Annotated in this window: 25 protein-coding genes and 2 pseudogenes; 5 read left to right on the top strand and 22 right to left on the bottom strand. The window is 71.6% G+C overall.

The genetic code is table 11. The features are described 5' to 3' along the window. Positions 1-116: 116 nt before the first annotated feature. Together OG490_RS01345 and OG490_RS01350 are read right to left on the bottom strand one after the other, a co-directional pair. Complete coding sequence (locus tag OG490_RS01345; protein WP_330294409.1) at positions 117-839, bottom strand: 2-phosphosulfolactate phosphatase; 723 nt, start codon at positions 837-839, stop codon at positions 117-119. Positions 840-850: 11 nt separating this feature from the next. Continuing rightward, positions 851-1090: pseudogene (locus tag OG490_RS01350) on the bottom strand (diadenosine tetraphosphate hydrolase); the annotation flags it as partial. 129 nt (positions 1091-1219) lie between these two features. On the opposite strand from OG490_RS01350, the gene OG490_RS01355 reads away from it, so the two are divergent. After that, positions 1220-3094 (top strand): potassium channel family protein, encoded by a 1875-nt coding sequence (locus OG490_RS01355; RefSeq protein ID WP_330300732.1) that lies wholly within the window; start codon positions 1220-1222, stop codon positions 3092-3094. A 21-nt stretch (positions 3095-3115) separates the two neighbouring features. On the opposite strand, the gene OG490_RS01360 is transcribed toward OG490_RS01355, so the two are convergent. The 16 genes and pseudogenes from OG490_RS01360 to OG490_RS01430 all read right to left on the bottom strand — a co-directional run bounded on the left by OG490_RS01360 (position 3116) and on the right by OG490_RS01430 (position 18987). Continuing rightward, the gene (locus OG490_RS01360; protein ID WP_330294410.1) at positions 3116-3508 is read right to left on the bottom strand and encodes a RidA family protein; all 393 of its coding nucleotides are present in this window, start codon (positions 3506-3508) and stop codon (positions 3116-3118) included. Positions 3509-3554: 46 nt separating this feature from the next. Next, positions 3555-4616 carry a hydrogenase expression/formation protein HypE gene (gene hypE, locus OG490_RS01365; RefSeq protein WP_330294411.1) on the bottom strand — a complete coding sequence of 354 codons (1062 nt, stop codon included), beginning with the start codon at positions 4614-4616 and terminating at the stop codon, positions 3555-3557. Next, the gene (gene hypD, locus OG490_RS01370) at positions 4609-5775 is read right to left on the bottom strand and encodes a hydrogenase formation protein HypD (protein ID WP_330294412.1); all 1167 of its coding nucleotides are present in this window, start codon (positions 5773-5775) and stop codon (positions 4609-4611) included. The genes hypE and hypD overlap by 8 nt, the downstream gene beginning before the upstream one ends. Positions 5776-5891: 116 nt before the next feature. Next, positions 5892-6164, bottom strand: a pseudogene (locus tag OG490_RS01375) (HypC/HybG/HupF family hydrogenase formation chaperone); the annotation flags it as partial. Continuing rightward, on the bottom strand, positions 6133-8547 hold the full coding sequence (gene hypF, locus OG490_RS01380; RefSeq protein WP_330294414.1) for a carbamoyltransferase HypF: 2415 nt from the start codon (positions 8545-8547) through the stop codon (positions 6133-6135). The pseudogene OG490_RS01375 and the gene hypF, both read right to left, overlap by 32 nt. After that, entirely contained in the window at positions 8547-9422 is an 876-nt protein-coding gene (gene hypB, locus OG490_RS01385; protein ID WP_330294415.1) for a hydrogenase nickel incorporation protein HypB, read from the bottom strand. Before hypB ends, hypF begins: the two co-directional genes overlap by 1 nt. Continuing rightward, positions 9401-9856, bottom strand: a complete 456-nt coding sequence (locus OG490_RS01390) for a hydrogenase maturation nickel metallochaperone HypA/HybF (RefSeq protein WP_330294416.1) — start codon at positions 9854-9856, stop codon at positions 9401-9403. The genes hypB and OG490_RS01390 overlap by 22 nt, the downstream gene beginning before the upstream one ends. Before the next feature lie 112 nt (positions 9857-9968). Further along, positions 9969-10073: a DUF6893 family small protein gene (locus OG490_RS39070; protein WP_443065732.1), complete on the bottom strand. Its 105-nt coding sequence runs from the start codon at positions 10071-10073 to the stop codon at positions 9969-9971. After that, on the bottom strand, positions 10070-10699 hold the full coding sequence (locus OG490_RS01395; protein ID WP_330294417.1) for a hydrogenase maturation protease: 630 nt from the start codon (positions 10697-10699) through the stop codon (positions 10070-10072). The genes OG490_RS39070 and OG490_RS01395 overlap by 4 nt, the downstream gene beginning before the upstream one ends. Beyond that, complete coding sequence (locus OG490_RS01400; protein ID WP_330294418.1) at positions 10696-12129, bottom strand: hypothetical protein; 1434 nt, start codon at positions 12127-12129, stop codon at positions 10696-10698. Before OG490_RS01400 ends, OG490_RS01395 begins: the two co-directional genes overlap by 4 nt. After that, positions 12126-12836, bottom strand: coding sequence for a DUF6084 family protein (locus OG490_RS01405; protein ID WP_330294419.1), 711 nt, complete (start codon positions 12834-12836; stop codon positions 12126-12128). Before OG490_RS01405 ends, OG490_RS01400 begins: the two co-directional genes overlap by 4 nt. Further along, the gene (locus OG490_RS01410) at positions 12833-13471 is read right to left on the bottom strand and encodes a DUF5947 family protein (protein WP_330300733.1); all 639 of its coding nucleotides are present in this window, start codon (positions 13469-13471) and stop codon (positions 12833-12835) included. The genes OG490_RS01405 and OG490_RS01410 overlap by 4 nt, the downstream gene beginning before the upstream one ends. Before the next feature lie 83 nt (positions 13472-13554). Next, positions 13555-14088 carry a hypothetical protein gene (locus OG490_RS01415; RefSeq protein WP_330294420.1) on the bottom strand — a complete coding sequence of 178 codons (534 nt, stop codon included), beginning with the start codon at positions 14086-14088 and terminating at the stop codon, positions 13555-13557. Then, on the bottom strand, positions 14085-15869 hold the full coding sequence (locus tag OG490_RS01420; RefSeq protein ID WP_267815113.1) for a nickel-dependent hydrogenase large subunit: 1785 nt from the start codon (positions 15867-15869) through the stop codon (positions 14085-14087). The genes OG490_RS01415 and OG490_RS01420 overlap by 4 nt, the downstream gene beginning before the upstream one ends. Positions 15870-15957: 88 nt before the next feature. Continuing rightward, a complete protein-coding gene (locus OG490_RS01425) occupies positions 15958-17013 on the bottom strand; it encodes a hydrogenase expression protein HypE (protein WP_330294421.1) in 1056 nt (351 codons plus the stop codon). Positions 17014-17106: 93 nt separating this feature from the next. Then, a complete protein-coding gene (locus OG490_RS01430) occupies positions 17107-18987 on the bottom strand; it encodes an enoyl-CoA hydratase-related protein (protein ID WP_330294422.1) in 1881 nt (626 codons plus the stop codon). A 317-nt stretch (positions 18988-19304) separates the two neighbouring features. Here OG490_RS01430 and OG490_RS01435 point away from each other — a divergent pair, with 317 nt between their 5' ends. From OG490_RS01435 to OG490_RS01445, 3 genes are all read left to right on the top strand, one after another. Further along, complete coding sequence (locus tag OG490_RS01435; RefSeq protein WP_330294423.1) at positions 19305-20288, top strand: AraC family transcriptional regulator ligand-binding domain-containing protein; 984 nt, start codon at positions 19305-19307, stop codon at positions 20286-20288. A 710-nt stretch (positions 20289-20998) separates the two neighbouring features. Further along, the gene (locus OG490_RS01440; RefSeq protein WP_330294424.1) at positions 20999-21526 is read left to right on the top strand and encodes a peptidase inhibitor family I36 protein; all 528 of its coding nucleotides are present in this window, start codon (positions 20999-21001) and stop codon (positions 21524-21526) included. A gap of 178 nt (positions 21527-21704) precedes the next feature. Continuing rightward, complete coding sequence (locus tag OG490_RS01445; protein ID WP_330294425.1) at positions 21705-22532, top strand: hypothetical protein; 828 nt, start codon at positions 21705-21707, stop codon at positions 22530-22532. A 244-nt stretch (positions 22533-22776) separates the two neighbouring features. On the opposite strand, the gene OG490_RS01450 is transcribed toward OG490_RS01445, so the two are convergent. Then, positions 22777-23784, bottom strand: coding sequence for a helix-turn-helix domain-containing protein (locus OG490_RS01450; RefSeq protein ID WP_330294426.1), 1008 nt, complete (start codon positions 23782-23784; stop codon positions 22777-22779). Between the two features lie 262 nt (positions 23785-24046). Here OG490_RS01450 and OG490_RS01455 point away from each other — a divergent pair, with 262 nt between their 5' ends. Then, positions 24047-24607, top strand: coding sequence for a DM13 domain-containing protein (locus tag OG490_RS01455; RefSeq protein ID WP_330294427.1), 561 nt, complete (start codon positions 24047-24049; stop codon positions 24605-24607). A 3-nt stretch (positions 24608-24610) separates the two neighbouring features. Here the strand turns inward: OG490_RS01455 and OG490_RS01460 are convergent, their stop codons facing one another. The 3 genes from OG490_RS01460 to OG490_RS01470 form a co-directional block, all read right to left on the bottom strand. Continuing rightward, on the bottom strand, positions 24611-25756 hold the full coding sequence (locus tag OG490_RS01460; protein ID WP_330300734.1) for an RNA polymerase sigma factor: 1146 nt from the start codon (positions 25754-25756) through the stop codon (positions 24611-24613). Positions 25757-25764: 8 nt separating this feature from the next. Further along, positions 25765-26172: a YciI family protein gene (locus OG490_RS01465; RefSeq protein ID WP_330294428.1), complete on the bottom strand. Its 408-nt coding sequence runs from the start codon at positions 26170-26172 to the stop codon at positions 25765-25767. 124 nt (positions 26173-26296) lie between these two features. Next, a complete protein-coding gene (locus tag OG490_RS01470; protein WP_330294429.1) occupies positions 26297-26806 on the bottom strand; it encodes a hypothetical protein in 510 nt (169 codons plus the stop codon). Positions 26807-26884: the final 78 nt, after the last annotated feature.

The following is a 26884-nucleotide window of genomic DNA, read 5'->3' on the forward strand; positions in this document are numbered from 1 at the left end:
ACAGCCCTTCAAGACCCCTACGAGGGCGGACCGAAGGGCGTCGCCGTCCCCCTGCTCGGAGCAAGCGGAGGGCAATCGGACGGCAATCGGGAGTCGTGTCCGGACGACGGGTTCGATCAGAGCAGGGCGTCTTCCGTCCGTGGAGGCACGGCGTACGGACGCAGGACCATGAGGGAGTCTTCCAAGGTCGCCACCATGGCGAAGGGGAACCGGTCGAGCTCGAGACAGAGCGCGACGTCGTCGGGGTGGGCCCCTTCGCGTACGCCCTGCGCCAGCTCGGCGGCGGCGCGCGAATCGGCAGCGCGGCGGAGGAACCCGGCGGCTTCCGTCGCGGCCGGGGAACCATCCGTCGCGGTCCCGGCAGCCCTCTGGGCGATGTACTGGGCGCACGCCAGATCTTCCTCGGCCTGACCGTCCTCGCCGGTGACCACGAACGTGACGCTGTCGCTGCCGCATGTCCGCAGGAGCCGAGCCGTCGCCTCCGCCACCACGAAGCCTGCGCACAGCACCAGTGACGCCTCCTTGACCGCGAGGGCGCCGACCGTGCCCGCCGTGGTCTTCTGCACGACGGTCCGTCCGGCGAGGTCGGCGGTGCGCAGCAGGCCCGGCGAGTTGACCAGGTCGAACCCGGGCGCGGGCGGGCCGTCCTTGAGCGCCACCCAGTCCGGGTGGCCGGCCTTGAGCGCCACAGCCTCGTCCAGCGTCTCGGCAAGAACGATTCTGTCCGCCCCCTGGGCGAAGGCCCAGGCAGCCACGGTGAAGGCACGCATGACGTCGACGACGACGGCCACGGACGGGGTTTCGGTCAGATCGGCGATGCCGAGGAAACGAACGTTCATTCCGGCCATGATCACGCATCTCCGACCGGAGGCAACCTGGGAGTGACCAACCGCACACGGTCCAACTCCTCCCCGATCGCCTCGCGCAGCGGGTCGGCCGACTCCCACTCGAACCGCGGCCATACGTGCGCGTGCGGCAACCCGGCGGTATTGCCGAGGATTTCCGGATTCACCCGTCGAAATGCCTTGCCCAGGTGACGGGATGCCGGCTCGACGGCTTCTCCGAGCTGCTCCATGCCGGACAGGAACGCCGGCCCCCCGCCAGTCTTCAGCCATGCCGGGAACCTACCCCGTGATCTGGTCGGCCGGCCCGGGCAGGGCATCCTGTGGCGGTGTCCTCGATACTTCAGAATCCCCAACACGACGTCGAAGCGGGCCGGATGGTCGTCTGTGGCGACGACGGGCTCGCCCACCGGCTGGCCGCCGAGCTCCGGGACGTGTACGAGGAGCGGGTGACGCTCGTGGCGCCCGGGGCGGCCCAGCCGCAGCCGGGCCCGGTGCGCGGTCTGCTGGGGCGGTTGCCCGCCGCGCGGGGCCGTGCCGCCGCCGGTGGCGAAAACGCCGTACGGGGAATGCGGTTGCTGCATGCCGCGGTTCCCGACGAGGCGGCGCTGTCGGCCGCCGGGGTCGCCGGGGCGGCGGCGCTGGCGCTGGTCTACGAGGACGACGAGACCAACGTCCGCGCCGCGTTGGTGGCCCGTCGGCTCAATCCGCGGCTCCGGCTGGTGATCCGGCTCTACAACCGCAAACTCGGCCAGCACCTGGAGGAGTTGCTCGACCAGGCTGCGCTCGTCGCCGAGCCCGGGATCGATCTGCGGGAGCTGGACTCCTCGACGACGGTGCTCTCCGATGCCGATACGGCGGCTCCGGCGCTCGCCGCCTCGGCCGTCGCGGGCACCAGCAAGGTGGTCCAGGCGGACGGTCTGCTGCTGCGCGCGGTGGAGCGCACCCCGCCGGGCCGGGGCGAGGTGGCCGACGCCGGGCTGTGCACCCTGGCGCTGCTGTCGGCCACGAACGGCGGCCCTCCGGGGGCGGAGTCCGGGGACCGGGGCCCTCAACTGCTCCCGGACGACCGGGCGGTGGCCGCGGCGGTCGGGCGCGGGATCGTGGCCCTGGAGGCGGTCGCGCACGCGGCGCCGCCGTCGGCCGGGCGTCGGCTCGACCAGGTGTCGCTGCCGCTGGCCTCGCTGTTCTCGCGTCGGCTCCGCTGGTCCCTGGCCGGGATCACCGCGGCCGTGGCCGCCCTGGCGGTGGCTTCCTCGCTGATCACCGGCGAGACCCCGCTGCGCGCCGTGTACCTCACCCTGCTCGACATCTTCGCGATCAACGACCCGGCTCTCGACCAGCCGCCCGAGCAGCAGGTCCTGCAGATCCTGGCGGGCTTCGTCGGCCTGCTCCTGCTGCCCGTCCTGGTGGCCGCGGCCCTGGAGGCCCTGGGGGCGTTCCGCACCGCCACGGCGCTACGGCGGCCACCGCGCGGCCTGTCCGGCCATGTCGTGCTGCTGGGCCTGGGCAAGATCGGGGCCCGGGTGCTGGCGCGGCTGCGGGAGTTGGGGATCCCCGTGGTGTGCGTGGAGTCGGACCCGACCGCCCGGGGCGTGGCGCTGGCCCGTTCCCTCCACGTGCCCGTGGTCATCGGCGACGTCACCGACGAGGGGGTGCTGGAGGCGGCCCGCATCCACCGTGCCGACGCGCTGCTCGCCCTGACCAGCTCCGACACCACCAACCTGGAGGCCGCGCTGTACGCCCGCTCGGTGCGCCCGGACGTACGGGTCGTCATGCGGCTCTACGACGACGACTTCGCGACCGCCGTCTACCGGACCCTGCGCGCGGCCCATCCCGGAGCGCACACCCGCAGCCGCAGCGTCACCCACCTGGCGGCGCCGGCCTTCGCCGGGGCGATGATGGGGCGCAGGGTGCTCGGTGCGATCCCGGTGGAGCGCAGGGTGCTGCTCTTCGCCACCGTCGACGTGGCGGGGCAGCCTGCGCTGGAGTCCCGCACGATCTCGGAGTCCTTCCGCCCCGGTGCCTGGCGGGTGATCGCCCTGGACACCTCGTCCCCCGGGACCCGGCGCCCCGACCTGGCCACCGCACTGACGACGGACACCGGCCGGCCTCCCGCTCTGGTCTGGGACCTGCACCCCGGCTACGTCCTGCGGCCCCAGGACCGTGTGGTCGTCGCCGCCACCCGGCGGGGACTGGCCGAACTCCTCGGCCGCGGCCAAACCCGTACGCCGAGGACGACCGGTGCCTGAGCCGGGTACCGGTGCGACGGTTCAGCCGATGACGGCGTCGATCTCCACTTCGACCAGCCAGGCGGGGTCGATGAAGCGGGAGACCTCGACGACCGTCAATGCGGGCCGGACGGATGCGAACCGTTCGCCGTGGGCTCTCGCGGCTTCCTTCCACCGGGTCACGTCGGTGAGCATGATGCGCGTGCGGATGACGTCTCCCGCCGATGCCCCGGCCTCCTCCAGCGCCCGCTCGGCGATGTCCAGACACCGCACCGTCTGCGCATAGACGTCGCCCGGTCCCACCGTGGAGCCGTCCTCCCCGATGGGCGCCGTTCCGGCGATCGCTACGTGGTTGCCCGCTCGGACGGCCCTGGAGAAGCCGATCTCCGGTTCCAGCGGCGACCCGGAGGCGACGGTCTGTCGTATGCGTTCCATCGCCTCATGCTGCCAGACGGTGCTCGTCGATCAACCGAGGAGGTACTCAGCAGATCCTCGGCAACTGCTCCCCGATCGGCAGGTCGACCACTCGGGTGCCGCCGAGTCCGGTGCGCGCCACGACCAGGCCGGGGTGGGTTTCGACCGCCTCGCCGATCACCGTCGCGTGCCGGCCGGCGGGGTGGGCGCGCATCGCGGCGAGTACGGCCTCGGCGTGTTCGCGGGGTACGAACGCGACGAGCTTGCCCTCGTTGGCCACGTAGAGCGGATCGAGGCCGAGGATCGCGCAGGCGTTGGCGACGGGCACGGGAACCGGGACCCGGCCCTCCTGGATGACCACGCCCACGCCGGACGCGGCGGCGATCTCGTTGAGCGAGGCCGCCAGTCCGCCCCGGGTGGGGTCGCGCAGGACGTGCAGGTCGGGGGTGACCGCAAGCATGGCCCGGACGAGGCCACCGAGCGGTGCGCAGTCGCTCTCGATGTCCACGCCGAACTCCAGGCCTTCGCGGACGCTCATGATCGCCACCCCGTGGAGCCCGATCTCCCCGCTGACGATCACCACGTCGCCGGGGACCACCCGTTGTGGCCGCAGGTCCACGCCCTGGGGGATGATCCCGATGCCGGCGGTGTTGATGTAGATCCCGTCGCCGTGGCCGGCCTCGACGACCTTGGTGTCGCCGGTGGCCACTTCGACCCCGGCCGTACGGGCCGCGTCGCCCAGGGCCTGCGCCACCCGGGCCACCACGGACATCTCCACGCCCTCCTCCAGGATGAACCCGCAGGACAGGTAGGCGGCTTGGGCTCCGCTCATGGCCAGGTCGTTGACGGTGCCGTTGACGGCGAGGTCGCCGATGCTGCCGCCGGGGAAGAACAGCGGGCGCACCACGTAGGAGTCGGTGGAGAAGGCGAGCCGGACCCCGCCCAGGGTGACGGCCGCGGAGTCCCCGAGCTGGGACAGCACTTCGCCCCCGAAGGCGGGCGCGAAGAGGTGCTCGACCAGTTCGGCGGAGAGCGCCCCTCCGCCGCCGTGGCCCATCACCACCCGGGGCCGGTCGCGCAGGGGCGCGGGGCAGGTCCAGCCGGTGATGTCCAGGGTCGTGTCAGACAACGGGGCTCGCCTCCAGGGGCGCTTCGGTGGTGGAGGCCCGCTCGGCGGGGACGACCGTACGGGCCGGCGTGATCTCCAGGCGGCGGTAGAGGTAGTAGGCGGCGCAGGCGCCCTCGCTGGAGACCATGGTGGCGCCGAGCGGGTTGCGCGGGGTGCAGGTGGTCCCGAAGGCCTCGCACTCGTGCGGTTTGAGCAGGCCCTGGAGCACCTCGCCGCTGCGGCACTCTGCCGGTTCGCAGGTGTTGATGCCGGTCACCGAGAAGCGGTGCTCGGCGTCGTACTCCCGGTAGCGGGGCGACAGCCGCCAGCCGCTGTCGGGGATCACTCCGATACCGCGCCAGGCCCGGTCGGTGACCTCGAAGACGTCGGACAGCATGGCGAGCGCGGCCGGGTTGCCCTCGGGCCGCACCGCGCGGGCGTAGGCGTTGTCCACGGTGTGCTCGCCGCGTTCCAGCTGGTGTACGGCCCTGCGTACGCCCTCCAGGATGTCCAGGGGTTCGAAGCCGGTGACCACGATCGGGACGCGGTGGCGCGCGGCGAGCTCCGGGTACTCCCCCGTACCCATCACGCTGCACACGTGCCCGGCGGCCAGGAAGGCCTGGACCCGGCAGCTCGGCGACTGCATGATCGCCTCGATGGCCGGGGGCACCCGGACGTGGGAGACCAGCAGGCTGAAGTTGCGGATTCCCAGCTTCTTCGCCTGATACACCGTCATGGCATTGGGCGGGGCCGTGGTTTCGAAGCCGATGCCGAAGAACACCACCTGGCGCTGCGGGTTCTGCTGCGCGACCTTCAGGGCGTCGAGCGGGGAGTACACCACCCGTACGTCGCCGCCCTCGCTGCGCACCTGGAAGAGGTCCCGGCCGGTGCCGGGGACGCGCAGCATGTCGCCGAACGAGCAGAAGATGACGTCGGGGCGGGAGGCGATCTCCAGCGCCTTGTCGATGACCTCCAGCGGGGTCACGCAGACCGGACAGCCCGGGCCGTGGATCAACTCCACGGTGTCCGGGAGGAGTTGATCGATGCCGTGCCGGATGATGGTGTGGGTCTGGCCGCCGCACACCTCCATGAGAGCCCAGGGCCGGGTCACCGTGGCATGGATGTCGTCCAGCAGTCGGCGCGCGAGGGCGGGGTCCTGGAACTCGTCGATGTACTTCACTGCTGAGCCGCCTCCTGCGCCGTGATCTCGGGAACCGCCTCTGCCGCGGGGGCCGGGACGGGGGCCTCCCCCGGAACCGGGGTCTCCTCCGGGTCGTCGGCGAACGGCCAGGGAGCCCCGCCGGCCTGCGCCGCCTGCTCCCAGGGATCGCCGAACTCCTCCTGCAACATGCCGAGTTCCGTGAAGAGTTCGAGGGTCTGCTTGGCGGACTCCTCGTCCAGTCGCTGGAGTGCGAAGCCGACGTGGACGATGGCGTACTCGCCGACCTGGAGGTCGGGCAGGTACTCCAGGCAGACCTCCTTGACCACCCCGCCGAAGTCGACGGTGGCCATGCGTGTCCCTTCCCGCTCCCCGATGTCAATCACCCTGCCGGGTACTGCCAGGCACATGGGCTTCTCCTTGCTGTGGGTGTTCGGTCGTACTGGCCGTGACGGCTGCCGCGACCATGAGCTGGCCCAGTGCCAGGCCTCCGTCGTTCGGGGGTACGCGCTGGTGTCGCAGTACGGTGAACCCGTGTCCGCGCAGCCGCCGGGCGCAGGCCGAGGACAGCAGGGTGTTGGCGAAGACCCCGCCGGTCAGCGCGACGGACTCCAGGCCGAACCGCTCGCGCGCCAGGACGCACAGGTCGGCGACGAGTGCGGCGACACCGCCGTGGAAACGGGCCGCGATCAGCGCCGGCGGAGTACCCGTACGTACGTCGGCCACCACGGCGGCCAGGACGGGCGAGGGATCGGCCACGACGGGACCACCGCCACCGGGCGCGGGCAGGCGCAGGGCGAACCGGTACCCCGGCCCCTCGCCGCCTCCGTCCCGGTCACAGTCCTCGTACGGAGCCTCGGCGGCGCGGGCCGCGGACTCCAGCTCGATCGCCGCCTGGGCTTCGTACCCCGCGTGATGGCAGATGCCGGCCAGCGAGGACACCGCGTCGAAGAGCCGCCCCATGCTCGACGTGGGAGCGCAGTTCAGGTCCCGGTCCAACTGGGTTCCCAGAACCCGCAGTTCATCGGGCGGGCAGGCCGCCGTGCACGGCAGGTCCGGCGCCCAGTCGAGGCCCGCGGCCCGCAGGTGCGACAGGGCCATCCGGTACGGCCGCCGTACGGAGGCGTCGCCGCCGGGCAGCGGGACGTAGGCGAGGTGCGCGAAGCGGCTGTATCCGCCGTAGTCGGCGAGCAGGAACTCGCCTCCCCACACGGCTCCGTCGTCCCCGTAGCCGGTGCCGTCGAACGCGACGCCGATGACGCGGCGGCTCCCGTCCAGGCCGTGTTCGGCCATCGCGGAAGCGATGTGCGCGTGATGGTGCTGTACGCGCACCAGTGGCCGGTCGCCCGCGTGTCGCCCGGCCCACCCCGCGGAGCGGTAGCCGGGGTGCCGATCCGCGGCGATCAACCTCGGGTTGACCCCGGTGACGGACTCGAGCTGCCGCTCGGCGCGCTCGAAGGCGTCCTGTGTGGCCAGGTCGTCCATGTCGCCGATGTGCGCGGAGAGCCAGGCCCGGTGCCCCTCGCCCAGGCAGAAGGCGTTCTTCAGGTCCCCTCCGACCGCGAGGGTCGCGGGGACGGACAGGGGCAGCGCGAGCGGCAGCGGGGCGTAGCCCCGGGAGCGGCGGACGGTCAGGGGTGCCCCGTCGCAGACGCGCACCACCGAGTCGTCGCACGGCACGTGGATCGGGCGGTCGTGCGTCAGCCAGGCGTCGGCGAGCCCCGCCAGCCGCTCCAGGGCCTGGGCGTCGTCGGTGACGATGGGCTCCCCCGCGAGGTTCCCGCTGGTCATCACCAGCAGCATGGGTCCGGGCGGGTCGCCCGGCAGGCCGAGCAGCAGGTGGTGCACGGGGCTGTACGGGAGCATCAGCCCGAGGTCGGGGCTGCCCGGGGCGACCTCCGCGGCCGGACCGGCGCGGCCTGTCCGGCGGCGGAGCAGGACGATCGGCCGCTCCCGCCCGGTGAGCAGGCTCCGCTCCTCGGGCCCGAGGTGGACGAGTTCCTCGACGGCGGCCGCGTCACGGGCCATCAGGGCGAACGGCTTGTCTCCGCGGGCCTTGCGGCGGCGCAGTTCCCGGACGGCGTCCGCACGGGAGGCGTCGCAGGCGAGGTGGTATCCACCGATCCCCTTGACGGCGAGGATCGCCCCGGAGCCCAGGAGCCGCCGGGCCCCGGCCACCGGGTCGGCGTCTTCCGTCTCGCGCGGCGGGGTGCCGGCGAGCAGGCGCAGCCGGGGTCCGCAGGCCGGGCAGGCGATGGGCTGCGCGTGAAACCGGCGGTCGGCCGGGTCGGCGTACTCACGGGCGCAGTCGGGGCACATCGGGAAGCCGGCCATCGTGGTGCAGGGCCGGTCGTAGGGCAGCCCGGTGACGATGGTGAAGCGCGGCCCGCAGTGCGTGCAGGTGATGAAGGGGTGGCGGTGGCGCCGGTCGGCGGGGTCCGCGAGCTCGGCGAGGCAGTCGGCGCAGGTGGCCGTGTCCGGGGAGACCAGCGTACGGACGGCTCCGCCGGACCGGGAGGCGATGATGCGGAATCCGGCGCCGCCCGCAGCCGGGACCTGGTGGTGATGGACGGCGTCGACGACGGCGAGCGGGGGCGCGTCGGCGGCGAGCCGGTCGCAGAACTCCGCGACCGCCGCCGGGTCTCCCTCCACCTCGGCCACGACGCCCTCGGCGGTGTTGGTGACGTGGCCGGCCAGTCCGAGCCCGGTCGCGCGGGTGTACACGTAGGGCCGGAAGCCGACGCCCTGCACCACGCCGCGGACGGTGACCCGGCGGCGCTGGACCGCCTCCATCAACGCGTCTGCACCGCAATGGGGCGAGCCTGAGCCTGGGGATCGGGGTCCGGATGGGCGTGCGGGTGAGCGTGGGCGCGCCCGTCCGCGTGCTCGTGGTCGTCGGCGTGGCCGTGCCCCTGGCCGTCCGCGTGGTCGTGGATGTGCCCGGCTCCAGGTCCGTGGGTGTGTCCGTTGGGGCCCGCCCCCTGCCCGGCCATGACCGGCGTATGCGTGGCCGCGCCGTTCGCGACAGCATTCGCACGGTCGAGCAGGATCCCGATGCCCTCGCCGGTGCGAGCGGAGGTCAGGGCCACTTCCACACCGGGGTTGACCTGCTGGACGTGCGCGCGGAAAGCGTCCTCGTCGAACTCGACCGCCTCGGCGATGTCCGTCTTGGTGATCAGCACGAGCTGGGCGAGCCCGAAGGCCGTCGGGTACTTCAGCGGCTTGTCCTCGCCCTCGGTCACCGAGGCCAGGACCACCCGCAGGGACTCCCCCAGGTCGTAGGAGGCCGGGCAGACGAGGTTGCCCACGTTCTCCACGAACAGCAGCCGCGTGGACTCGGGCAGCCAGCCGTCCAGGTGCCGGCCCAGCATTCCGGCCTCCAGATGGCAGAGCCCGTCGGTGAGCACCTGTTTGACGGGTACGCCCGAACGCGCCAGCCGCACCGCGTCGTTCTCCGTGGCCAGGTCCGCCGTGAGGGCGGCGACGGACAGGCCGCGCTCCCGGGCGAGGAGCAACTCGCGCTCCAGCAGGGCCGTCTTGCCGCTGCCCGGGCTGGAGAGCAGGTTGATCGTCACCGTGCCGCGGGCGGTGAGTTCGGTGCGCAGCGCGTGCGCGGCGGCCTCGTTCTTGGCGAGTACCGCCTGCTTCAGGTCGACCACTCGGCACATGGTTCGGTGCTCCTCGGGGTTGGGTTCGCGGGCCGGTACGGGGCCTCGGCCGGGGCCTGGGCATCGCCGCTGCCGTTGCCGTCGCCGTCCTCCCAGGTCACGCTGAGGATCTGCAACTCCCGGCCCGAGAGCAGTTCGACGTGTGCCGCGCTCCCGCACCCGGGGCAGCACAGCGAGGGCGGCATGCCGACCGCCCACTCCTGGGCACAGGAGGTGCAGTGCGCGCGGGCCGTGACCGGCTCGGTGGTGAGTTCGGCTCCTTCGAGGACCGTTCCGGCGCAGGCCAGTTCGAAGCAGAAGGCCAGTGCGTCGGGAACCACCCCGGCCAACTCGCCCACCTGGAGGCGCACCAGGCTCACACCGCTCGCCCCGGCGGCCTCGGCCGCTTCCTCCACCTGGCCCACGACGGCCATGGCGATCGACATTTCGTGCATCGGACTCCGTCCTGCCGGGCCCATTACACCGGTTGGACCCGGACGGTACGGTCGGGCACGCCGACGCGCGGCCCCGCTCGTACGCCGTTCGGGCGTCGGCGGGCCGACTCCCTCACATGCGGCGCATGCGCAGGTAGCGCTTGACGTCGGGGATGATCTGCTTCAGTACGGCGATGAGCGCGGCTGCCGCCGCACCGCCGATGACGGCCTTCTTCACGGGGTCCTCCTCAACTCGGCGACCGGCGCCGCCACGGTGTCGCGACCGGTGTCATCGGCATGTCCGGCAGGCTCGGCATGCCCGTTCCGCAGGAGATCCAGGATCATCCGTACCGCCTCCGGCACCGCGGCGGCCACCGGCTCGCTCAGCCCGATGCCCTCTTCGAGGGAGGCGGGCTCGCACCCCACCACGAGGATCCGCCGCGGCGGCGTGGTGCCCGTTCCCTCGCACAGGGAGTGCAGCAGGGCCAGGACCGCGTCCGGGGACATCTGGTGGCCGTCGAGCACGGGCGCCGCCGGAGCGATGCGGCCGGACCCGTCGGGCGCGTCCGGGCCGTCCCGCCCGTCCCACCCGTTCGGCTCGTTCAGCTCGTTCGGCTCGTTCGGCTCGATGAGGTAGAGCGTTCCGGGGGCGCCGCCGCGGGCGGTGGCGTCCACCAGGACGAGCGTGTCGTACCCGTCGAGGAGCTGGTAGGCGAGGTGCACCCCGCGGACGCCGAAGTCCACGGCTTCGGCGTGGTCCGGGAGTTCGTACGCCGACAGCTGCCGCAGCGCCTCCACCCCGAAGCCGTCGTCGCCGAGGAAGACGTTGCCGATGCCCGCGACGAGGATGCGGGAGCCGCTCACGCGTCCTCCAGGGGGCTGAGTTCGTCGGGTTGGAAGTAGAGGAACCGGCCCTGCTCCCGGCGGATGTCCGCCCCGGGATCTCCCTCCACGGTGACGGCGAGGTGGATGCCCCCGTCCACGTCGTGCAGCACGGCCTCCACCAGGGCCGCGCGGCCCTGGAGGAAGAGGTCCTGGGCATCGGTGCGCCTCAGGCCGGGCCGCAGGAGCACGCGGCTGCCGACGCCCACCGGCACGCCGTCGACGAGGACCCGGTCGCGCGCGGGATCCGAGGTGTCGGTGTGCGCCGGATCCCACCAGGGGGTCTCGGGTCTGAACACGGCCTGCTCGTCGAAGAGTTCCAAGAGCTCCCGCGGGTTCTCCGGCTCGTCCGTTCCGTCCGGGCCGGTGATCTCGCGCAGGGCGCGTACGGCTCCGTGCAGCCGTTCCAGCACCTCGGGGGGCATCGACTCCGCCAGGTCGATCACCGCGGCGGCCCTCGGGTCCGTGCCGCGCGCTTCGCGTTTCTCCTGGTCGGTCAGGGCCGCGGTGCGCAGGGCGAGGATCTCGTCGATCTCGGTGGAGTCGTACATCGCTCCGATGCTCTCGGGTGCGATGGCCGGATGGTCCTCCAGGATGATCGGCGAGGAGAGTACGACGTCCGCCCGGCCCGGCTCGCCCGCGAGGACCGGCCAGGTGTGCCGGTTGACGCAGGAGGCGACGGCGCCCTTGGCCCACTCCGGCGGGTCGGTCATCGACAGGAAGGATCCGCCGCTCAGGCCGAGCAGGAGGTGGGCGGCGACGAGCGAGCGCGGCAGCGCCGCCTCCCGGTCGCCGCCGTCGGCGGCCGGGGTCCAGGGGCTCGTGTTCTCCACCACGGCGGTGAGCTTCAACACCCGGTAGGGTCCGTCGAGTTCGACGGCACGCAGCCGTACGCGGCCCTCGACGGGTTCGGTACGCAGTACGAGGCGGCCGACGATTCCCCCGTCGGCGCCGGTGACCGGCTCGACTTCCTCCCGGGCAGGACGCTCGAAGGGGATCACCGCCCCGTCGCCCGTCAACTCCACAAGTTTCACGCCCAGTTCGACGCGCTCCTCGATCCCTTCGTCCCAGGGCACCAGTACCCGGTCGTCGAGGTGCAGTTCGGCCACCTCTTCGAAGGAGCCGTCGGGAAGCGAGCGTTGGACGGTGCGCCGTCTGGCGTGCAGGAAGCGCAGCTCCGCGCAGAGGGTGGCTTCACCCTTGGGTTCCATCAGGATCTCGGTCTGCTGGAAGGCGTGTTCGTCCTGTACCCGGCCCCATGCGGGCGGCACGAGCACCCCGAACTGCCAGCGCAGCCGGTTCTTGGCCGCGGAGGCCCGGTAGGGGTACAGCACGTACCCCTCGAAGAGGACCGCGTCGGCCACCTGCCGGGCGTGGGCGAACCGGGATTCCAGTGCGGTGGCCGTCGTCACGGCGCCGTCCTCTCCGTGACGCGCGGCAGGACGGCGCCCAGCCGGAAGGAGGGCGCGGGTTCCGGCCGGGGTCCGGCCGCCGCGTCCAGGAGGGTCCGTACGGTCGCCTCCCAGGAGGCGAGCGCGTGCCGCGACCGGAAGGCGAGCAGCTCGTCCATGAGGTCGCGGGGCAGCCGCAGCCAGCCGCAGCCCGGGAAGTGCTGCTCGACCATCTCGCGCCAGACCGCCACCGGCATCCGGTACGGGGCCTCGCGGTCCCAGGGCACGGGTTCGACGTGGAATCCGCCGGCCCCGGTGAAGGCCGTGCCGGAGAACAGCATCAGCAGCGGCGCCTCCCCGTCCTGAAGGGCGCTGAAGTAGCGGCTCGCCGCGATGTCCATGTCGTAGGTGCACGGCACGACCACGTCGACCTCGGTCTCCCCGGTGAAACTGGGCACCATCAGGGCGACTTGTGCGAACTGCACGGGTTGCAGGGTGGTGCCCCAGCGGGAGCGTTCGCCGAACAGGTCGGCCAGTCCGGCCGCCTCGGCCGGTCCGTAGCCGCGCCGGGCCGGTTCGATGCGCAGCTGGCAGCGCAGGGCCAGGGCGTGGACCCGGGCGGGTTCCGGGGTCCCGCCGGCCGTGACGCGCAGCCGGAACACCAGGGTGGGCCCGGCGGCGTACGGGTCGGCGCGGACGCCGGTGCAGGTGAACTCGAAGTCCGTCATGGCGCGGGTGCCTCCGCCGGGATCCTGGCGCGTCGCCCGACCTCGGCGAAGAAGGCCGCGAGCGCGGCTCTCGCCTCGGCCCCGCCGTCGAATCCGGTCCACAACAGGCGCATGCGGCCGACGAGTTCGTAGCAGATGTCGATCGGTACCAGGTAGCAGTCGGTCCGGTCCTGTTCGCGGCGCAGCAGCAGGGCCTCCACGTCGGGTTCGAGGAGGGCTGCGAGGCGTCCGGCGCCGAGTACGGCCTGCCAGGTCTCGGGGTCCAGTTCGCTCTCGGTGGCGCCGGCCGGGCTCGGGTAGAGCGCGACGAGGCGGTCGAGGGCGGCGTTGCGGAAGAAGAAGGCGACGCCCACCGGGATCTGGAGCCGTTCCCAGGCGCCGGCGTCGAGCGGGTGGGCGGGGTCGGCGAGGTACCGGTTGGGGACGGCGCGGAACCGGCCGGTGGCCACGCCGGGCCGGTCGAACAGCAGGGCGCACGCGGTGCAGGCGCAGACCAGCGAGCGCTTCTCGGTCTCCACGACGTGCCGGTGCGCGCCTTCGGCGACCGCGACCCCGCACAGCTCGCAGGTCTCCGGGCGGGGCGGGCGGGCACCGGTGAACCGGCGCAGGCCGCGCGGCCCGCCCGGGAGGTCCACCCGGTGGGGCAGGCCCGCGCGCTCAGGGTGCCCGGGCCCGCCGTCCGTGCGGACGGCGGGCGGGGACCACCCGGGGGCGCCGCTCACGGCACCCGGACCGGGGTGTGCGGGCGGGTGCCGATCTGGAGCAGGGCCGGCTGCGGGGCCTCGGCCGGTGCCATCTCCACCGTGGCCACCTCGGGGGCGAAGCAGGCGAGGGCGTCCTCGACGGCCTGCGAGGGACCCTCGGCGGCGCCGGAGCAGCCGCAGCCGGTACTGGGCGCCGAGCGCAGCCTCAGGGTCCCGGTGGAGGAGTCGAAGCCGAGGACCTCCACGTCCTCCCGTACGGCCGCCAGGGCGCGGGCGATCCGGGTGTCCACGTCCTCGGGGTGCAGGTCGTGCAGGGCGAGGAGGCTCGCGACCAGTTCGTCGTCGAGGAGGACGGAGAGCCGCTCCTCGCCGAGGCGGTCGACGATCCGGGCGAGCCCGGCGCCGTAGAAGTCCATCAGGACGCGTACGAGTTCCTCGGCGGCCTCGCACACCTGCCGGTCGCCGGTGGCGGCGAGCCGGTCGAGCACTTCCTCGACGCGGACGCCCGCCTGGCGGGCGTCCGCCTGTGCGTTCTCGCGGGCGCTCATCCGCCCAGTCCGCTCAGTCCGGTGGGGACGTGCATCTGCTTCACGGTCTGCCCCTTGCCCACGTACATGTGGACTCCGCACGGCAGACAGGGGTCGAAGCTGCGCACCGCCCTCATGATGTCGATGCCCTTGAAGTTCTCCGGGGTGTTCTCCTCGAAGATCGGGGTGTTCTGCACCGCGTCCTCGTACGGTCCGGGCGTGCCGAAGGTGTCGCGGGTGCTCGCGTTCCACGGGGTCGGCGGATAGGGGTGGTAGTTGGCGATCTTGCCGTCGCGGATCACCATGTGGTGCGAGAGCACCCCGCGCACGGCCTCGGTGAAGCCGACGCCCAGGCCCTCGTCGGGGACCTCGAACTTCTCCCAGGTCTGCGTGCGTCCGGCGCGGACCTCGGCCAGCCCCTTCTCGGCGCAGTGCAGGGCGATGGCGGCGGCGTACGCCTGGAAGTACGTGCGGGCGCGGTTGCGCTCCAGCGCGTTGCTCCACTTCGGGATCTTCCACTCGAAGCGGGTCTCGGGCTTGGTCATGGTGCGCGGCAGGGTGATGACCACGCTGTGGCCGGTGGCCTGGACGTAGTCGGTGTGGACCAGCCCGGACAGGGCGGTGGACCACAGGCGGGCGAGCGGGCCGCCGCCGGTGTCGAGGGCGAGGTGGTCCTTGCCGTCGAACCAGCGGGGGGACATCACCCAGCTGTACTTGTCGTCGAAGTTCCGCTTCTGCGGGGCGGGGATGGTGTGCTGGTTCCAGGGGTGGCGGGCGTCGACCGGGTTGCCGAGCGGGTCGTGGGTGACGAACTTCTCCTGGCCCTGCCAGTCGTCGTAGTACGAGCTGCCGAGCAGGATGCGGATCCCGAGGTTGATCTCGGTGAGGTCGTTGGTGACCAGTTTGCCGTCCACGACGATGCCGGGGGTGACGAACATCTTCCGTCCCCAGTCGGTCATGTTGGCGTAGGTGAAGTCGCAGTGCTCGGGGTCGTTGAGGGCGCCCCAGCAGCCCAACAGGACGCGTCGGCGGCCGACTTCCTCGTACCCGGGCAGGGCCTCGTAGAAGAAGTCGAAGAGGTCGTCGTGGAGCGGGACCACGCGCTTCATGAACTCGCAGTACCGCATGAGGCGGCTCATGTAGTCGGTGAAGAGCTGGACGGAGGCGATGGTGCCCACACCGCCCGGGTAGAGGGTGGAGGGGTGCACGTGGCGCCCCTCCATCAGGCAGAACATCTCCCGGGTGTAGCGGCTGACTTGGAGGGCCTCGCGGTAGAACTCGCCCTCGATGGGGTTGAGCGAGCGCATGATGTCGGCGATGGTCTTGAAGCCGTGCTCGCCCGCGTGCGGGGCCGGGGTGCGCTCGGCCAGCTCCAGGACTCCGGGGTTGGTCTCGCGGACCATCTTCTCGCAGTAGTCGACCCCGACCAGGTTCTCCTGGAAGATGTTGTGGTCGAACATGTACTCCGCGGACTCGCCCAGGTTGATGATCCACTCGGCGAGGTGGGGCGGCTTCACCCCATAGGCCATGTTCTGCGCGTAGACGGAGCAAGTGGCGTGGTTGTCACCGCAGATGCCGCAGATGCGGCTGGTGATGAAGTGTGCGTCGCGCGGGTCCTTGCCGCGCATGAAGACGCTGTAGCCGCGGAAGACCGACGAGGTGCTGTAGCACTCGGCGACCCGCTTCTGCTTGAAGTCGATCTTCGTGTGGATGCCGAGGCTGCCCACGATCCGGGTGATCGGATCCCAGGCCATCTCCACCAGGCCGCTGCCGTCACCGGCTGCGTTCGTCTTCGGTGCCATCGTGTCTGCGTGACCCTTCGGTGCGGGATCAGTGGTTCTCAACGGGACTGCGGATGTTGGGGGTTGCCAGGGACCGGTTCGCGTCCCGTCACCAGGGCGGCCGGTAGCCGGTGGTCAGTGTGTCGCCGCGGTGGCGCCACTTCGGCTCCTGGTCCACGGTGTGCGCCGTGATGGCCCGGAGCTTGCGGATCACCGCCCCGTAGGCTCCGCTGGCGGCGCTGGACACCTTGCCGCCGGGCGGTTCGTCCATGAAGGGCATGAACTTGTCCGGGAATCCGGGCATGGTGCAGGCGATGCAGATGCCGCCCACGTTCGGGCAGCCGCCGATCCCGTTCATCCAGCCGCGCTTGGGGACGTTGCACTTCACGACGGGGCCCCAGCAGCCGAGTTTGACCAGGCACTTCGGGGAGTCGTAGGTGTGGGCGAACTGCCCCTGCTCGTAGTAGCCGGCCCGGTCGCATCCCTCGTGCACGGTGTTGCCGAACAGCCAGGTCGGGCGCAGCTTGTCGTCGAGCGGAATCATCGGGGCGGAGCCGGCCGCCTGGTAGAGCAGGTAGGTGAGCGTCTCCGAGAAGTTGTCCGGCTGGATCGGACAGCCCGGCACGCAGACGATGGGGATGCCGGCCTTGGACTTCCAGTCCCAGCCGAGGTAGTCGGGCAGCCCCATGGCGCCGGTCGGGTTGCCTTCCATGGCGTGGATCCCGCCGTACGTGGCGCACGTGCCGATGGCGACGACGGCGAGGGCCTTGGGCGCCAGCCGGTCGATCCACTCGCTGGTGGTGATGGGCTGGCCGGTCTCCGGATCGTCGCCGAAACCGGACCAGTAGCCCTCGGCCTTGATGGCCTCGTTGGGGATGGATCCCTCCACGACGAGCACGAAGGGGTCGATCTCCCCGCGCTGGCCCTTGAAGAACCACTCGATGAACGTGTCCGCGCCGCCCACGGGGCCGCATTCGAAGTCGATCAGGGGCCAGTGCACGGCGATCTTGGGCAGACCGGGCAGCACGCCCATGACGATCTCTTCGATGCTGGGCTGCATGGCCGCGGTCAGCGACACGGAGTCGCCGTCGCAGCTCAGTCCCGCGTTGATCCAGAGGATGTGGATCGGGGGATCCTCGGCCTCGGTCTGCGTTGCTGTGTCCATCCGGATGCCTCCTAGGGGAGGGGTGGGAGCGGTGGGGGGAGTGCAAGGGCGACGGGGACCGGCAGGGTCTGCATGCCGGCGTCACCTTTCTTGCTAACAGGTGGGAGGACCCGGTGCCTGGTCATGTACGCCCAGTCCAGTGACACCCGGCTGTGGGAGCGGGCCCGCTTCAGGGCCGTCCCCGTTCGAGGGGCCGTCGCCGTGCGAGGGGCCGTCGCCGTGCGAGGCGCCGTCGCCGTGCGAGGCGCCCTCCCCGTGCCAGGGGCTGCCGCCGTGGAAGCGGGCCAGGTGGGCCGGGGTGGCCTCCGGGCTCTCCTTGCGCACGAATGCCCTGCGCAGGGCGTGGTACGGGGCCTGCGGGTCGAAGAAGGTCTCCCGCATCCGGGCCAGCTCGGTCTCCCGGTAGGAGGCCAGCGGCCGGATCGCCTCGTCGGACTCCCGCCGCGCCTTCTTCGCGGCGATCCTGGCCTGCGCCCCGGGCGAGCCGGCCAGCCGCGCGGCGAGGCGGGCCGTCACGTCGGCGAAGGCCGCGGGCGCGCAGGCGACCGTACGGTCCGCCAGGCCGATCCGCAGCGCGGCGGCGGCGCTGACGGGTAGGGCGTCGCGGGTGAGCCGGGTGGCTGCTGCCGCCCCTACCCGGCGCGGCAGCGTGTACGTCCAGTACTCCGAGCCGTACAGCCCCATCAGGCGGTAGTGGGGGTTGAGGACCACGCCCGAGCGGCACCAGACCTCGTCGGCGGCGAGGGCGAGCATGGCGCCGCCCGCGGCCGCGTTCCCGCCGAGGGCCGCGACGACGAGGCGGTCGGTGGTGTTCAGGACGGCTTCGACGAGGTCGTCCATGGCGTTGATGTTCGCCCAGGACTCCTCGGCCGGGTCGGCGGCGGCCTCGATGACGCCGAGGTGGATGCCGTTGGAGAAGAAGTCGCGGCCGCCGCCGATGACGAGGACCGAGGTGGGGCGGGAGCAGGCGGTCCGGTAGGCGTCCAGCAGCCGCCGGCACCGCTCGGTGCTCATGGCCCCGCCGGGGAAGGAGAAGGTGAGGAACCCCGCCCCGCCCTCCTCCCGGTAATCGGTCTGCGACCAGGTCCGGTCGCGTCCGGTGGCCGCGCCGGACGGCGGGGCGGGGTGTTCGGGCAGCGGGCGCGGCAGGTACGGGGGCCGCAGCAGGTCGCCGAGGGCCACGGTGGCGGGCAGTTTCAGGGGCGCCGGTTCCCCGGGCACGCGCCGGGCCCGCAGTTCGGGGATCCAGACGGCGCCGTCGGTCGTCGCCCGGCAGAGCGCCCCGGCGCGGGTGGCCAGCAGCTCGCCGGGGCGCCCCCGCAGGCGGGCTTCGGGGTGGCCGCCGTGCAGGTACCACTCGCCGCCGAGCAGTTCGTCCCGTACGCCGGGCTGGGAGTCGGCGGCCCGCAGGACGCTCAGCACCCGCTCGGTGGAGTCCGTCTCCCAGTCGATGCGGCGGTGTTCCTGCCGCAGGTACGGGCGGGCGTGCCCGGTGAGCTGGGGCTGTGGGGCGTACGTGCCGGAGGCGAAGCGTTCGACCGCCAGCAGGACCGCTTCGAGTGCGGCGTCGGCCATCTCCCCGCGGTACAGATCGCTCTTGGCGACGGGCGGGACGGCGCATTCGACGGTGGCCCAGACGTCACCGGCGTCCATCTCCTCGACGGCCTGGAGGACGGTGACGCCCCATCGGGTCCGCCCTTCCTGGACCGCCCGGTCGAGCGAGGAGGGGCCGCGGTCGCCGACCGGTCCGGGGTGGACGATCAGACAGGTCCGGGCGGACCAGATCTCCTTGGGGATCGCCGTGCGCAGCATGGGGGCGATGACCAGGTCCGGCTGGTGGCGGTCGACGGCTCGCGTCATGGAGGCGCCGGGGACGGCGAGTTCGACGGCGACCCGGTGGCCGTGGTCGCGCAGCTCCGCGTGGACGCGCTGCGTGAGGCTGTTGAAGGCACTCGCGATGAGCAGGACCTGCACGAAATCTCCTCCGCGGCGGGCGACGGATCATGTCCGTGACACGAACGACCACCGGCGATCGTGGGGGACCACGACGGCGGCCCGCACGGCGCCGAGCGGTGCTGTCACTCGAAAGCGCGTGCCCGCAGGGCCAGTCGGCGGCGGTACTGGGCGGGTCCTCGTACGCGGTCCGGCCACGGGGACTCTCCGCGCCACGATGGGGGCATCGGACGCCGGACTCCGAAGGCGATCTGGCACTTCGTGCTCGCATATGCTCCGACCTTGTGGTCTCGCATGTGCATCAAGGAACGACTTCTTCGGCCCTCACCCGTCTGAACGTGAATGCCGCACGTCTGCTCGGCGTACCCCCGGACGGATACGCGCACATGCTGGGCCTGAAACCCGAACACCTCAACGACGACCTGTGCCGGACCCCCGCGGTCACGAGCATCCGCATCGCGGAACTGTCGACCGTCCACGCGCCCTGGACGGAGGTGTCCCTGCTGATGGCGGAGCAGTCGCCCCTCGGCGCCCTCGGGGTCTGGGACTACCTGATCACCTCGGCGCCGACCCCGCTCGAAGGAATCCGGGACGCCGCCGCCTACATGGCCAGCGTGGCCGACTCCGGCACCGAGACCCTCCGCGTCACCGAGGACGGCGAACAGGTCACGATCAGCCACCTCAACAACTCCGATCTGACCCATGAGGCGGCCTGCGCCATCCGCGCCTACGCGCTCGGGCTGTACCAGCGCCGCCTCAGCGAGGCCCTGCGGCGCCGACTGGTCCCGATCCGCGTGGTCCTGGCAGCCGAAACGCCCCGCCGGCACGACGCCCTGATCGAGCTGTACGGCACCCGCGCCATCGAGTTCGGGGCCCCGGTCAGCTCGATCACCTTCCTCGCGCGCGACCTGAAGGCCCCCACGCCCCACGCCCAGCCCGGCCTCTCCGCCGTGCTCCGCAAGCACGCCGAGCAGAACCTCGCCGACTCGATCCCGCTGCACAACTGGCTGGACCTCTTCCGCACCGCCCTGGCCTCCCTGCCCTACGCGGCCGCTCCGGCGCTGTCCGACGTGGCACGGCGCATGGCCATCAGCACGCGGACCCTGCAGCGGCGCCTGGACGAGCACGCCACCACGTGGACCACCGAGGTCGAGGCCCTGCGCCGCACGCACATCACGCGGCTGCTCCACGACACCGACCTCGGCATCGACGCGATAGCCGCCCGCAGTGGCTACGCCGACGCCCGGGCCCTGCGCCGGGCCGTCCAGCGGTGGTACGGGACCACCCCCGGCGCCCTGCGCCGCGCCGGACAACCGCACTGAGGCACGAAAAGCCCGATGCCGTGAACGTCGACCGTGTCTCCTGACCAGAAAACCAAGCCCCAGCACGACCACGACGGAACTGCCCGCACTGCCAGCAGCCCGTGACCATCGTCGCTCTGCTGCTCGTCCTCCGCGCCGTCGATGAACCAGGCAACATCGGACCACGGCCTCGGCCAACGCATGCGTCAGCGACGAGTACGCGGGTGTCACGGGTTCTCCCAACAAGCGGCCACCGGTTACCGCTGTCCCATCACCCGCTGTTCCGGTCCACCACGCCCGATGTCTCCGGACCCTCACCGATCACCAGGGGCCGCGGCGGAGGACGGGGCGTCCTTCCAGGCGGTGTTCTCGCCGAGGCGAGCCGAGTGCGCGGCGAGGAGGACTCCGGACAGTCCATCGGCACCTTCCCCCTCCCGGGCAGGTGGCTGCCCGCAGCGGCGCCGCACGGGGTACGGACATGAACGCAAACGCGGCCCTCGCGGAGCCCACCTGCCTGAGCCGCACTTGCACGCATGATCAAGGAAGTCCGCACGCTGGGTCAATTACGAGATCCGGTGGGCTCCTAGGCTGCCAGAGTCTTACCCCGAGCACCTGACGCGCCAGGACTCCAACAACCCTGGGACCACCCCGGGCAACGGAGCATCGGGGATCGCTGCGCTCCTTTGAAGTCTGCATGCGCGAGCAGCAACACCGAGATTCCTAGGAAGAACTTGATAGGGAACACCGTTGCCAGGTCCGGCTTCATCGTCGGATCGGCCACCCGCAACCTCGCCATCGCCGCTGCGTCGGTCGTTGTAGCTTCTTCGGGCCTCATTGCCGGGGCAGGTCCGGCCAGTGCCTCCGAGTCGACCGTCAGCGGCTGGAACACCGCCTCGGCACCCGTCCGCTGTGGGCCCCAGCGCAGGGACGTCTGCCTTTACTACTCCCCGGGTGCAGAGGGCGCCATCTGGTGGACCGCTTCCACCTCTCAGAACACGATCTACGGAACCTTCGAAAATGACGGGTACGGCTCAGCCGGCGCAGGTCAGAATGTGCGCAACAACGCGGCGTCCGTGGAGAACTCGGCGGAGTGCCGACTGGGAGTCTGGGTCTATCCCAACTACGTCGGCGACGTCAACTGGGTCCCTGCGTACCGAGGTGGCAACCTCACGTCCAACCTCCGCAACAACGAGGCCTCGATCGGTTATTACGACCCGGTGAACTGCCCCGGCGTCGGCGTCGACCCTTACCGTCCGTAACATCAGGCCGTCCACCGATAAATACCGGTGGACGGCCTTGATGGCACTCTTGGCCGCTCTGAGGATTTCCATGTTCCCCACGAGGTTTCGCCGCATGGCTGCAGTCGGCGTATGCGCACTGTCCATGGCAAGCGGCTGCACGTCACCCTCCGCATCAGCGCAGAAGCCACCCATAGTCATGTCCGCATCGCCTGCGCCACCGCTGGAGAGCCTGCATCTGCCCATCGAGACCTACATGCCTACGCCCACGCAGTCAGCACAGCTGGACTGGGTGAACAGGGCCGCCATCCGGTCCTGCATGGTGCGCTTCGGACTCGACTACCCGGTCCCGGCCAAGCCGGCCACGGACAGCAGCGTGATCACGTCCGCCTACTCCGTGCTCTACCGCCGCTACGGCGTCACCGACCTGGACACCGTTTCGCAATGGGGGTACCACCTTCGGCGCCAGACCGGGACCACAGCGCCCACTGGCGAGCCCCAACGAATCGGCGACATGTCCCCGGAGGCCCTGATCGTCTTGACCGGTACCGACCCCACAACCCAGGCTCCGGCGACCATGTACAAGGGTCAACCGGTACCCAAGAACGGCTGCCTCACCGAACTTGAGCGGGTCATGACGGCGCGACGATGGCAGGCAACCGGCCTGGTCAACGAAATCAAGGCCAAGAGCTTCACCGACTCACTGGCGGATGGCCGCGTGACCGCCATCTTCCAGAAGTGGTCGAACTGTATGAAGCTCAGGGGCTATGAGCTGGCCGACCCTCTGCACGCAGCCTCCGCGCCGTCCGTGAGCGCTGCCGAGCCGAGCGGCGCGGAGATCGCTCAGGCCAAGGCAGATGTCGCGTGCAAGCAGGAGACGAACCTGGTCGGTGTGTGGTTCGCGGCGGAGTCGTCATACCAGCAGGCCGCCATCACCGAGCATTCGAAGGAGCTCACGGAGGTAAAGACTGCCCTCGATGCACAAGTCGCCGAAGTCAAGATCCTTGTGGGAAAGTTTCAAGGATGAGCTGAGGGACCGTCCGGCCCTTCTCCTGCGGGACGATCAAAGTGGCGCCCAGGTCGGCACCGTCCGCGACCGGCGTCGTCCTGGCCACCGAGGCTGGCAGGTCAGACTCCCGCCAGACGTGGGCGTCGGCATTGTTCTCGGGCGCAGGTCGGGCCGGGGCAACGACCAGCCAGGTGTCGGCGTCGATGGTGTGGCCCCCCACCAATACAGGCAAGATGCGCCGCATCACACCTTCTGCAACACCCTAGCCCGACCGATCGTCACGCGTTGAACGTTCGGCGCAGGAACGGTCGAGTCTCACCGCGCGGAACTCGCTGGGGCTGATGCCGTACGCCTCGCGGAAGGTACGGCTGAAGACCTCCGGTCCGCTGAAGCCCCAGCGGGCGGCGATGGCACCCACACGGCGGGAGCGGAGGCCGGGGTGGGCGAGGTCGGTGCGGCACTGCTCAAGGCGGCGTCGGCGGATCCGGGCGTGGACGCTCTCCTTCTGGCCGTGAAAGAGCTGGTGGAGAGTGCGCACCGAGATGTTGTGGTGGGCCGCGACCGCCGAAGGATTCAGCTCAGGATCGCTGAGGTTGTGCTCGATGAAGGCGTGGATCCGCTGTACCAGAGCCTGTATCCGGATTTCGAGGGGAAGGTGATCCTCGGCGTCCAGGTGTTGGGCCAGGCAGGCCGTCGCGAGGTCGACGGCGACCGTGCCGAGTCGATGCAGTTCTTCCGGAGTGCAGTCGGCACCGTGGTCTTCGAGTGAGGTCATGAAGGAGGCGAGGATCGCGGCCATGCCCCGGTCGCCCGGAATGCGCCGGGCCAGCACCTGGTCCAGGCGCTGGGTGCGCAGCGGCATGATGTTCCGGGGCAGCAGCAGGATCGTGGCTTGCACCCGACCGCCCGCGGCGGACATCTGGTTGTCGGAGGGCCGGGAGGTGTCCCAGAGCATGAGGTCGCCGGCTCCGATGGTGCACTCACTGCGGTGCTGCAACAGCGACGTGGCTCCCTTGCGCAAAAGGGCCAGCTGGTACTGCTCCGGGTCCCCGCGCCGGATCATCGCGGCCGTGCGCCGCGATCGAAGGGGCGACAAGGAGAACCTCGACGCACGGATTTCCCCCAGGTCCAGCACTGCGGCCTCGCCCTGGAATTCGGTGGGGCGCTCGCTGCTGAGGGCAGCGGGCATCACCTCACGCGCGACGATGTCGGAGTACCAGTCGAACCGTTCCTCCGCCGGTAGCTCGCCTGTTGACACCACTGACCACATCCAGCGCCCCCTACTAGATCGCTTCGGCAGGAACCAGGATGCAGCCCGAAACCGCTGTCGGCGCACAGCGCCCGAGAGCTGAGACGGAATCGGTCACCGCACCGCCCGATCCGGCGCAGCCGCCCGCCCCGCAACCCCCCGCGCCGGGGCGTCCGTAAGGCATTCGTCATGCCTGGAGTCATGGCCTGCCCGGCTCCGAGGCCGTTGACTGGGGAGCGACCGGTCGGGCGACCGGGTCGGGGACGAGAGCGAGGGAGCCGTCGTGGCAAGCGGGAAGAGGCGGGGCGGGTTGGTCACCGGCGCGGTGGTGGCGGCCGTGGTCGTACTGGGCGTCGGGCTGTACTGGTTCCAGCCGTGGAAGCTCTGGCAGGACCGGGCGGTCAACGAGGCGCTGCCGACCGCGCGGTCGGCCCCCGCTGCCAGCCCCTCCCCCGGCTCCGCCACCACCGCCGCGCCCGCCCCGAGCGGTCCGCGGACGCTGGCCCAGGGCACGCTGATCAGCCACGAGCACAGCACGACCGGGACCGCCAAGCTCATCCGGCTGCCCGACGGCTCGCGCACCCTGCGCCTGGAGGACCTCGACACGAGCAACGGGCCCGATCTGCGCGTCTGGTTGACCGACGCGCCGGTGAAGGAGGGCGCGGCCGGCTGGCGCGTGTTCGACGACGGCAAGTACGTCAGCCTGGGCAAGCTCAAGGGGAACAAGGGCGACCAGAACTACGAGATCCCGGCGGACCTGAACCTCGCCGAGTACAGCAGCGTCACCATCTGGTGCGACCGCTTCGACGTCTCCTTCGGCGCCGCCGAGCTGGCCGGAACCTGAACCTCAGGGCCGCAGGCTGGTGTTGAGACGAGCCGCCTGGCGGGTCAGGTGGTTGCGCTCGGCGAGGTCGGCGGCCTTGAGGGCCGCTTCGGCGTACAGGCGTGCCGCCGTCGCCGGGTCGCCGTCGCGCTCGTGGAGGTAGGCCGCCACCGCGGTGTGCCGGGGCAGCCCGTCGTCCAGCGCCGCGAGCGCCGCCAGGCCCGCGCGCGGTCCATCGGCCTCGCCGACGGCCACCGCACGGTTGAGCCGGACGACCGGGCTGTCGGTCAGGCGCACCAGCTCGTCGTACCACTCGACGATCTGCACCCAGTCGGTCTCCTCCGCGGTGGGCGCGTCGGCGTGCAGAGCCGCGATCGCGGCCTGGGCCTGGAACTCCCCCAGCCGGTCGCGGGCGAGGGCCGCCCCCAGGATGCCGACGCCCTCGGCGATCAGGCGCGTGTCCCAGCGACGGCGGTCCTGCTCCGCCAGGGGCACCAGACTGCCGTCGGGCGCGGTCCGGGTGGCACGCCGGGCGTGGTGGAGCAGCATGAGGGCGAGCAGCCCGGCCACCTCGGGGTGGTCGATCGCGGCCGCGAGCTGCCGGGTGAGCCGGATGGCCTCCGCGGCGAGGTCCACGTCGCCGGAGTAGCCCTCGTTGAAGACCAGGTAGAGGACGCGCAGGACGGTGGCGACGTCGCCGGGCTCGCCCAGCCGGACGCCCACGACGGTGCGCTTGGCCCGGCTGATGCGCTGCGCCATGGTCGCCTCGGGCACCAGGTAGGCCTGGGCGATCTGGCGGGTGGTGAGCCCTCCGACGGCGCGCAGCGTGAGCGCGACCGCGGAGGACGGGGTCAGGGACGGGTGGGCGCACAGGAAGTAGAGCTGGAGGGTGTCGTCCACCGAGGGCGCGGGCCCGGGGGCCGGCTCCTCGTCCACGAGGTCCTCGCGGCGACGGCGGGCGGTGTCCGACCGGGTCGCATCGAGGAACCGGCGCCAGGCGACGGTGACCAGCCAGCCCTTGGGGTCGCGCGGAGGGTCGGCCGGCCAGACGCGGACCGCCTCGACCAGCGCGTCCTGTACGGCGTCCTCGGCCGCCGCGAAGTCGGCTCCGCGGCGGACGAGGATCCCGAGCACGCTCGGTGTGAGGCTCCGGAGCAGGGCCTCGTTCATCTGAGTACTCACTCCGTGATGGTGGGGGGCGCGGCCAGGAAGGGGCGCACCTCGAGCCATTCGTGGATCGGCTTCCCGCCCGCGCCGGGGGCGGCGGACAGCTCCCCGGCCAGCTCGACGGCGCGCTCGTAGTTGTCGACGTCGATCACCATCCAGCCCGCGATGAGGTCCTTGGTCTCGGCGAACGGTCCGTCGGTGACCGGCGGGCGGCCCTCCCCGTCGTACCGGACGAAGGTCCCCTCGGGGGCGAGCGCCTGACCGTCGACGAACTCGCCGGTCCCCTCGAGCCGGGCCGCGAAGTCGTGCATGTACTGCATGTGGTCCGTGATCTCCTGCGGGGTCCACTTGTCCATGGGGACGTCGTTCACCGGGGCCGGGGCGCCGCGGTAGTGCTTGAGCAGCAGGTACTTGGCCATGGTCGTTCTCCTCGGTGCGGGTGCGACCCATTCTGGTCGCGTTCACTACGGGGACGGAGCCGGGCACAGGTTCTCGACATCCCCGGCCAAAGATTTTTTGGCACCGTCGGGAGGGCTGGGATCCCTAGAGCTTGAGCGCGCCCCGCCAGGTCCAGCCGGCGGCGACGGCGGTCTTCCGCAGCGGGTCCTTCATGTCCCGGGTGTCCAGGCTGAACGTCTCCACCTTGCGCCGGCGTCCGTCGGGGCCCCGCTCGAAGGTCCACTCCTTCTGTACGTGGTGGATGGGGCCGCGACCGCGTTCGCGCCGCACGGTGCGGCCGGGTGCGTTGCCGGCCCGGGTCACCGCCCACTGCTCGTCCACGGCCCGCACCTCGCGTTCCATGGGGAGCAGGCGCATCCAGATCTTGAACGTCCGCTCCACCTGCCGGCGGGTCACGCCGGAGCCCGTGGCGGGTTCCAGCACCTTCCACTCCGCCACCAGGTGGGCTGCTTCGCTGCCGGTCTCGCGAACGGTGAACGGCACGCCCTGGGCGTTCAGCGCGAGCAGTGCGGCGCGCAGCTCCTGGGTGGGGATCGCCGTGGCGCCCTCGTCCGGCCGCAGGGTGCCCGTGTACTTGTCCCAGAGTCGACCCATCGTCAGACCCCTTCCCCGGTCTCCGGGCGCACGGCGAGGCGGCCGCCGGGTACACGGGGCCCGGGTATGCGGAACTCG

The sequence above is a fragment of the Streptomyces sp. NBC_00503 genome, from assembly GCF_036346895.1.
Classification (GTDB): Bacteria; Actinomycetota; Actinomycetes; order Streptomycetales; family Streptomycetaceae; genus Streptomyces.

Bases quoted from the DNA above. Each gene is read 5' to 3' on its own strand.
- OG490_RS01415 (WP_330294420.1), bottom strand. From the start codon at position 14,088: ATGAGCGCCCGCGAGAACGCACAGGCGGACGCCCGCCAGGCGGGCGTC.
- OG490_RS01470 (WP_330294429.1), bottom strand. From the start codon at position 26,806: ATGGGTCGACTCTGGGACAAGTACACGGGCACCCTGCGGCCGGACGAG.
- OG490_RS01445 (WP_330294425.1), top strand. From the start codon at position 21,705: ATGTCCGCATCGCCTGCGCCACCGCTGGAGAGCCTGCATCTGCCCATC.
- OG490_RS01465 (WP_330294428.1), bottom strand. From the start codon at position 26,172: ATGGCCAAGTACCTGCTGCTCAAGCACTACCGCGGCGCCCCGGCCCCG.
- OG490_RS01460 (WP_330300734.1), bottom strand. From the start codon at position 25,756: ATGAACGAGGCCCTGCTCCGGAGCCTCACACCGAGCGTGCTCGGGATC.
- OG490_RS01355 (WP_330300732.1), top strand. From the start codon at position 1,220: ATGGTCGTCTGTGGCGACGACGGGCTCGCCCACCGGCTGGCCGCCGAG.
- OG490_RS01345 (WP_330294409.1), bottom strand. From the start codon at position 839: ATGAACGTTCGTTTCCTCGGCATCGCCGATCTGACCGAAACCCCGTCC.
- OG490_RS01450 (WP_330294426.1), bottom strand. From the start codon at position 23,784: ATGTGGTCAGTGGTGTCAACAGGCGAGCTACCGGCGGAGGAACGGTTC.
- OG490_RS01425 (WP_330294421.1), bottom strand. From the start codon at position 17,013: ATGGACACAGCAACGCAGACCGAGGCCGAGGATCCCCCGATCCACATC.
- OG490_RS01390 (WP_330294416.1), bottom strand. From the start codon at position 9,856: ATGCACGAAATGTCGATCGCCATGGCCGTCGTGGGCCAGGTGGAGGAA.
- OG490_RS01405 (WP_330294419.1), bottom strand. From the start codon at position 12,836: ATGACGGACTTCGAGTTCACCTGCACCGGCGTCCGCGCCGACCCGTAC.
- OG490_RS01420 (WP_267815113.1), bottom strand. From the start codon at position 15,869: ATGGCACCGAAGACGAACGCAGCCGGTGACGGCAGCGGCCTGGTGGAG.
- OG490_RS01360 (WP_330294410.1), bottom strand. From the start codon at position 3,508: ATGGAACGCATACGACAGACCGTCGCCTCCGGGTCGCCGCTGGAACCG.
- hypB (WP_330294415.1), bottom strand. From the start codon at position 9,422: ATGTGCCGAGTGGTCGACCTGAAGCAGGCGGTACTCGCCAAGAACGAG.
- hypF (WP_330294414.1), bottom strand. From the start codon at position 8,547: ATGGAGGCGGTCCAGCGCCGCCGGGTCACCGTCCGCGGCGTGGTGCAG.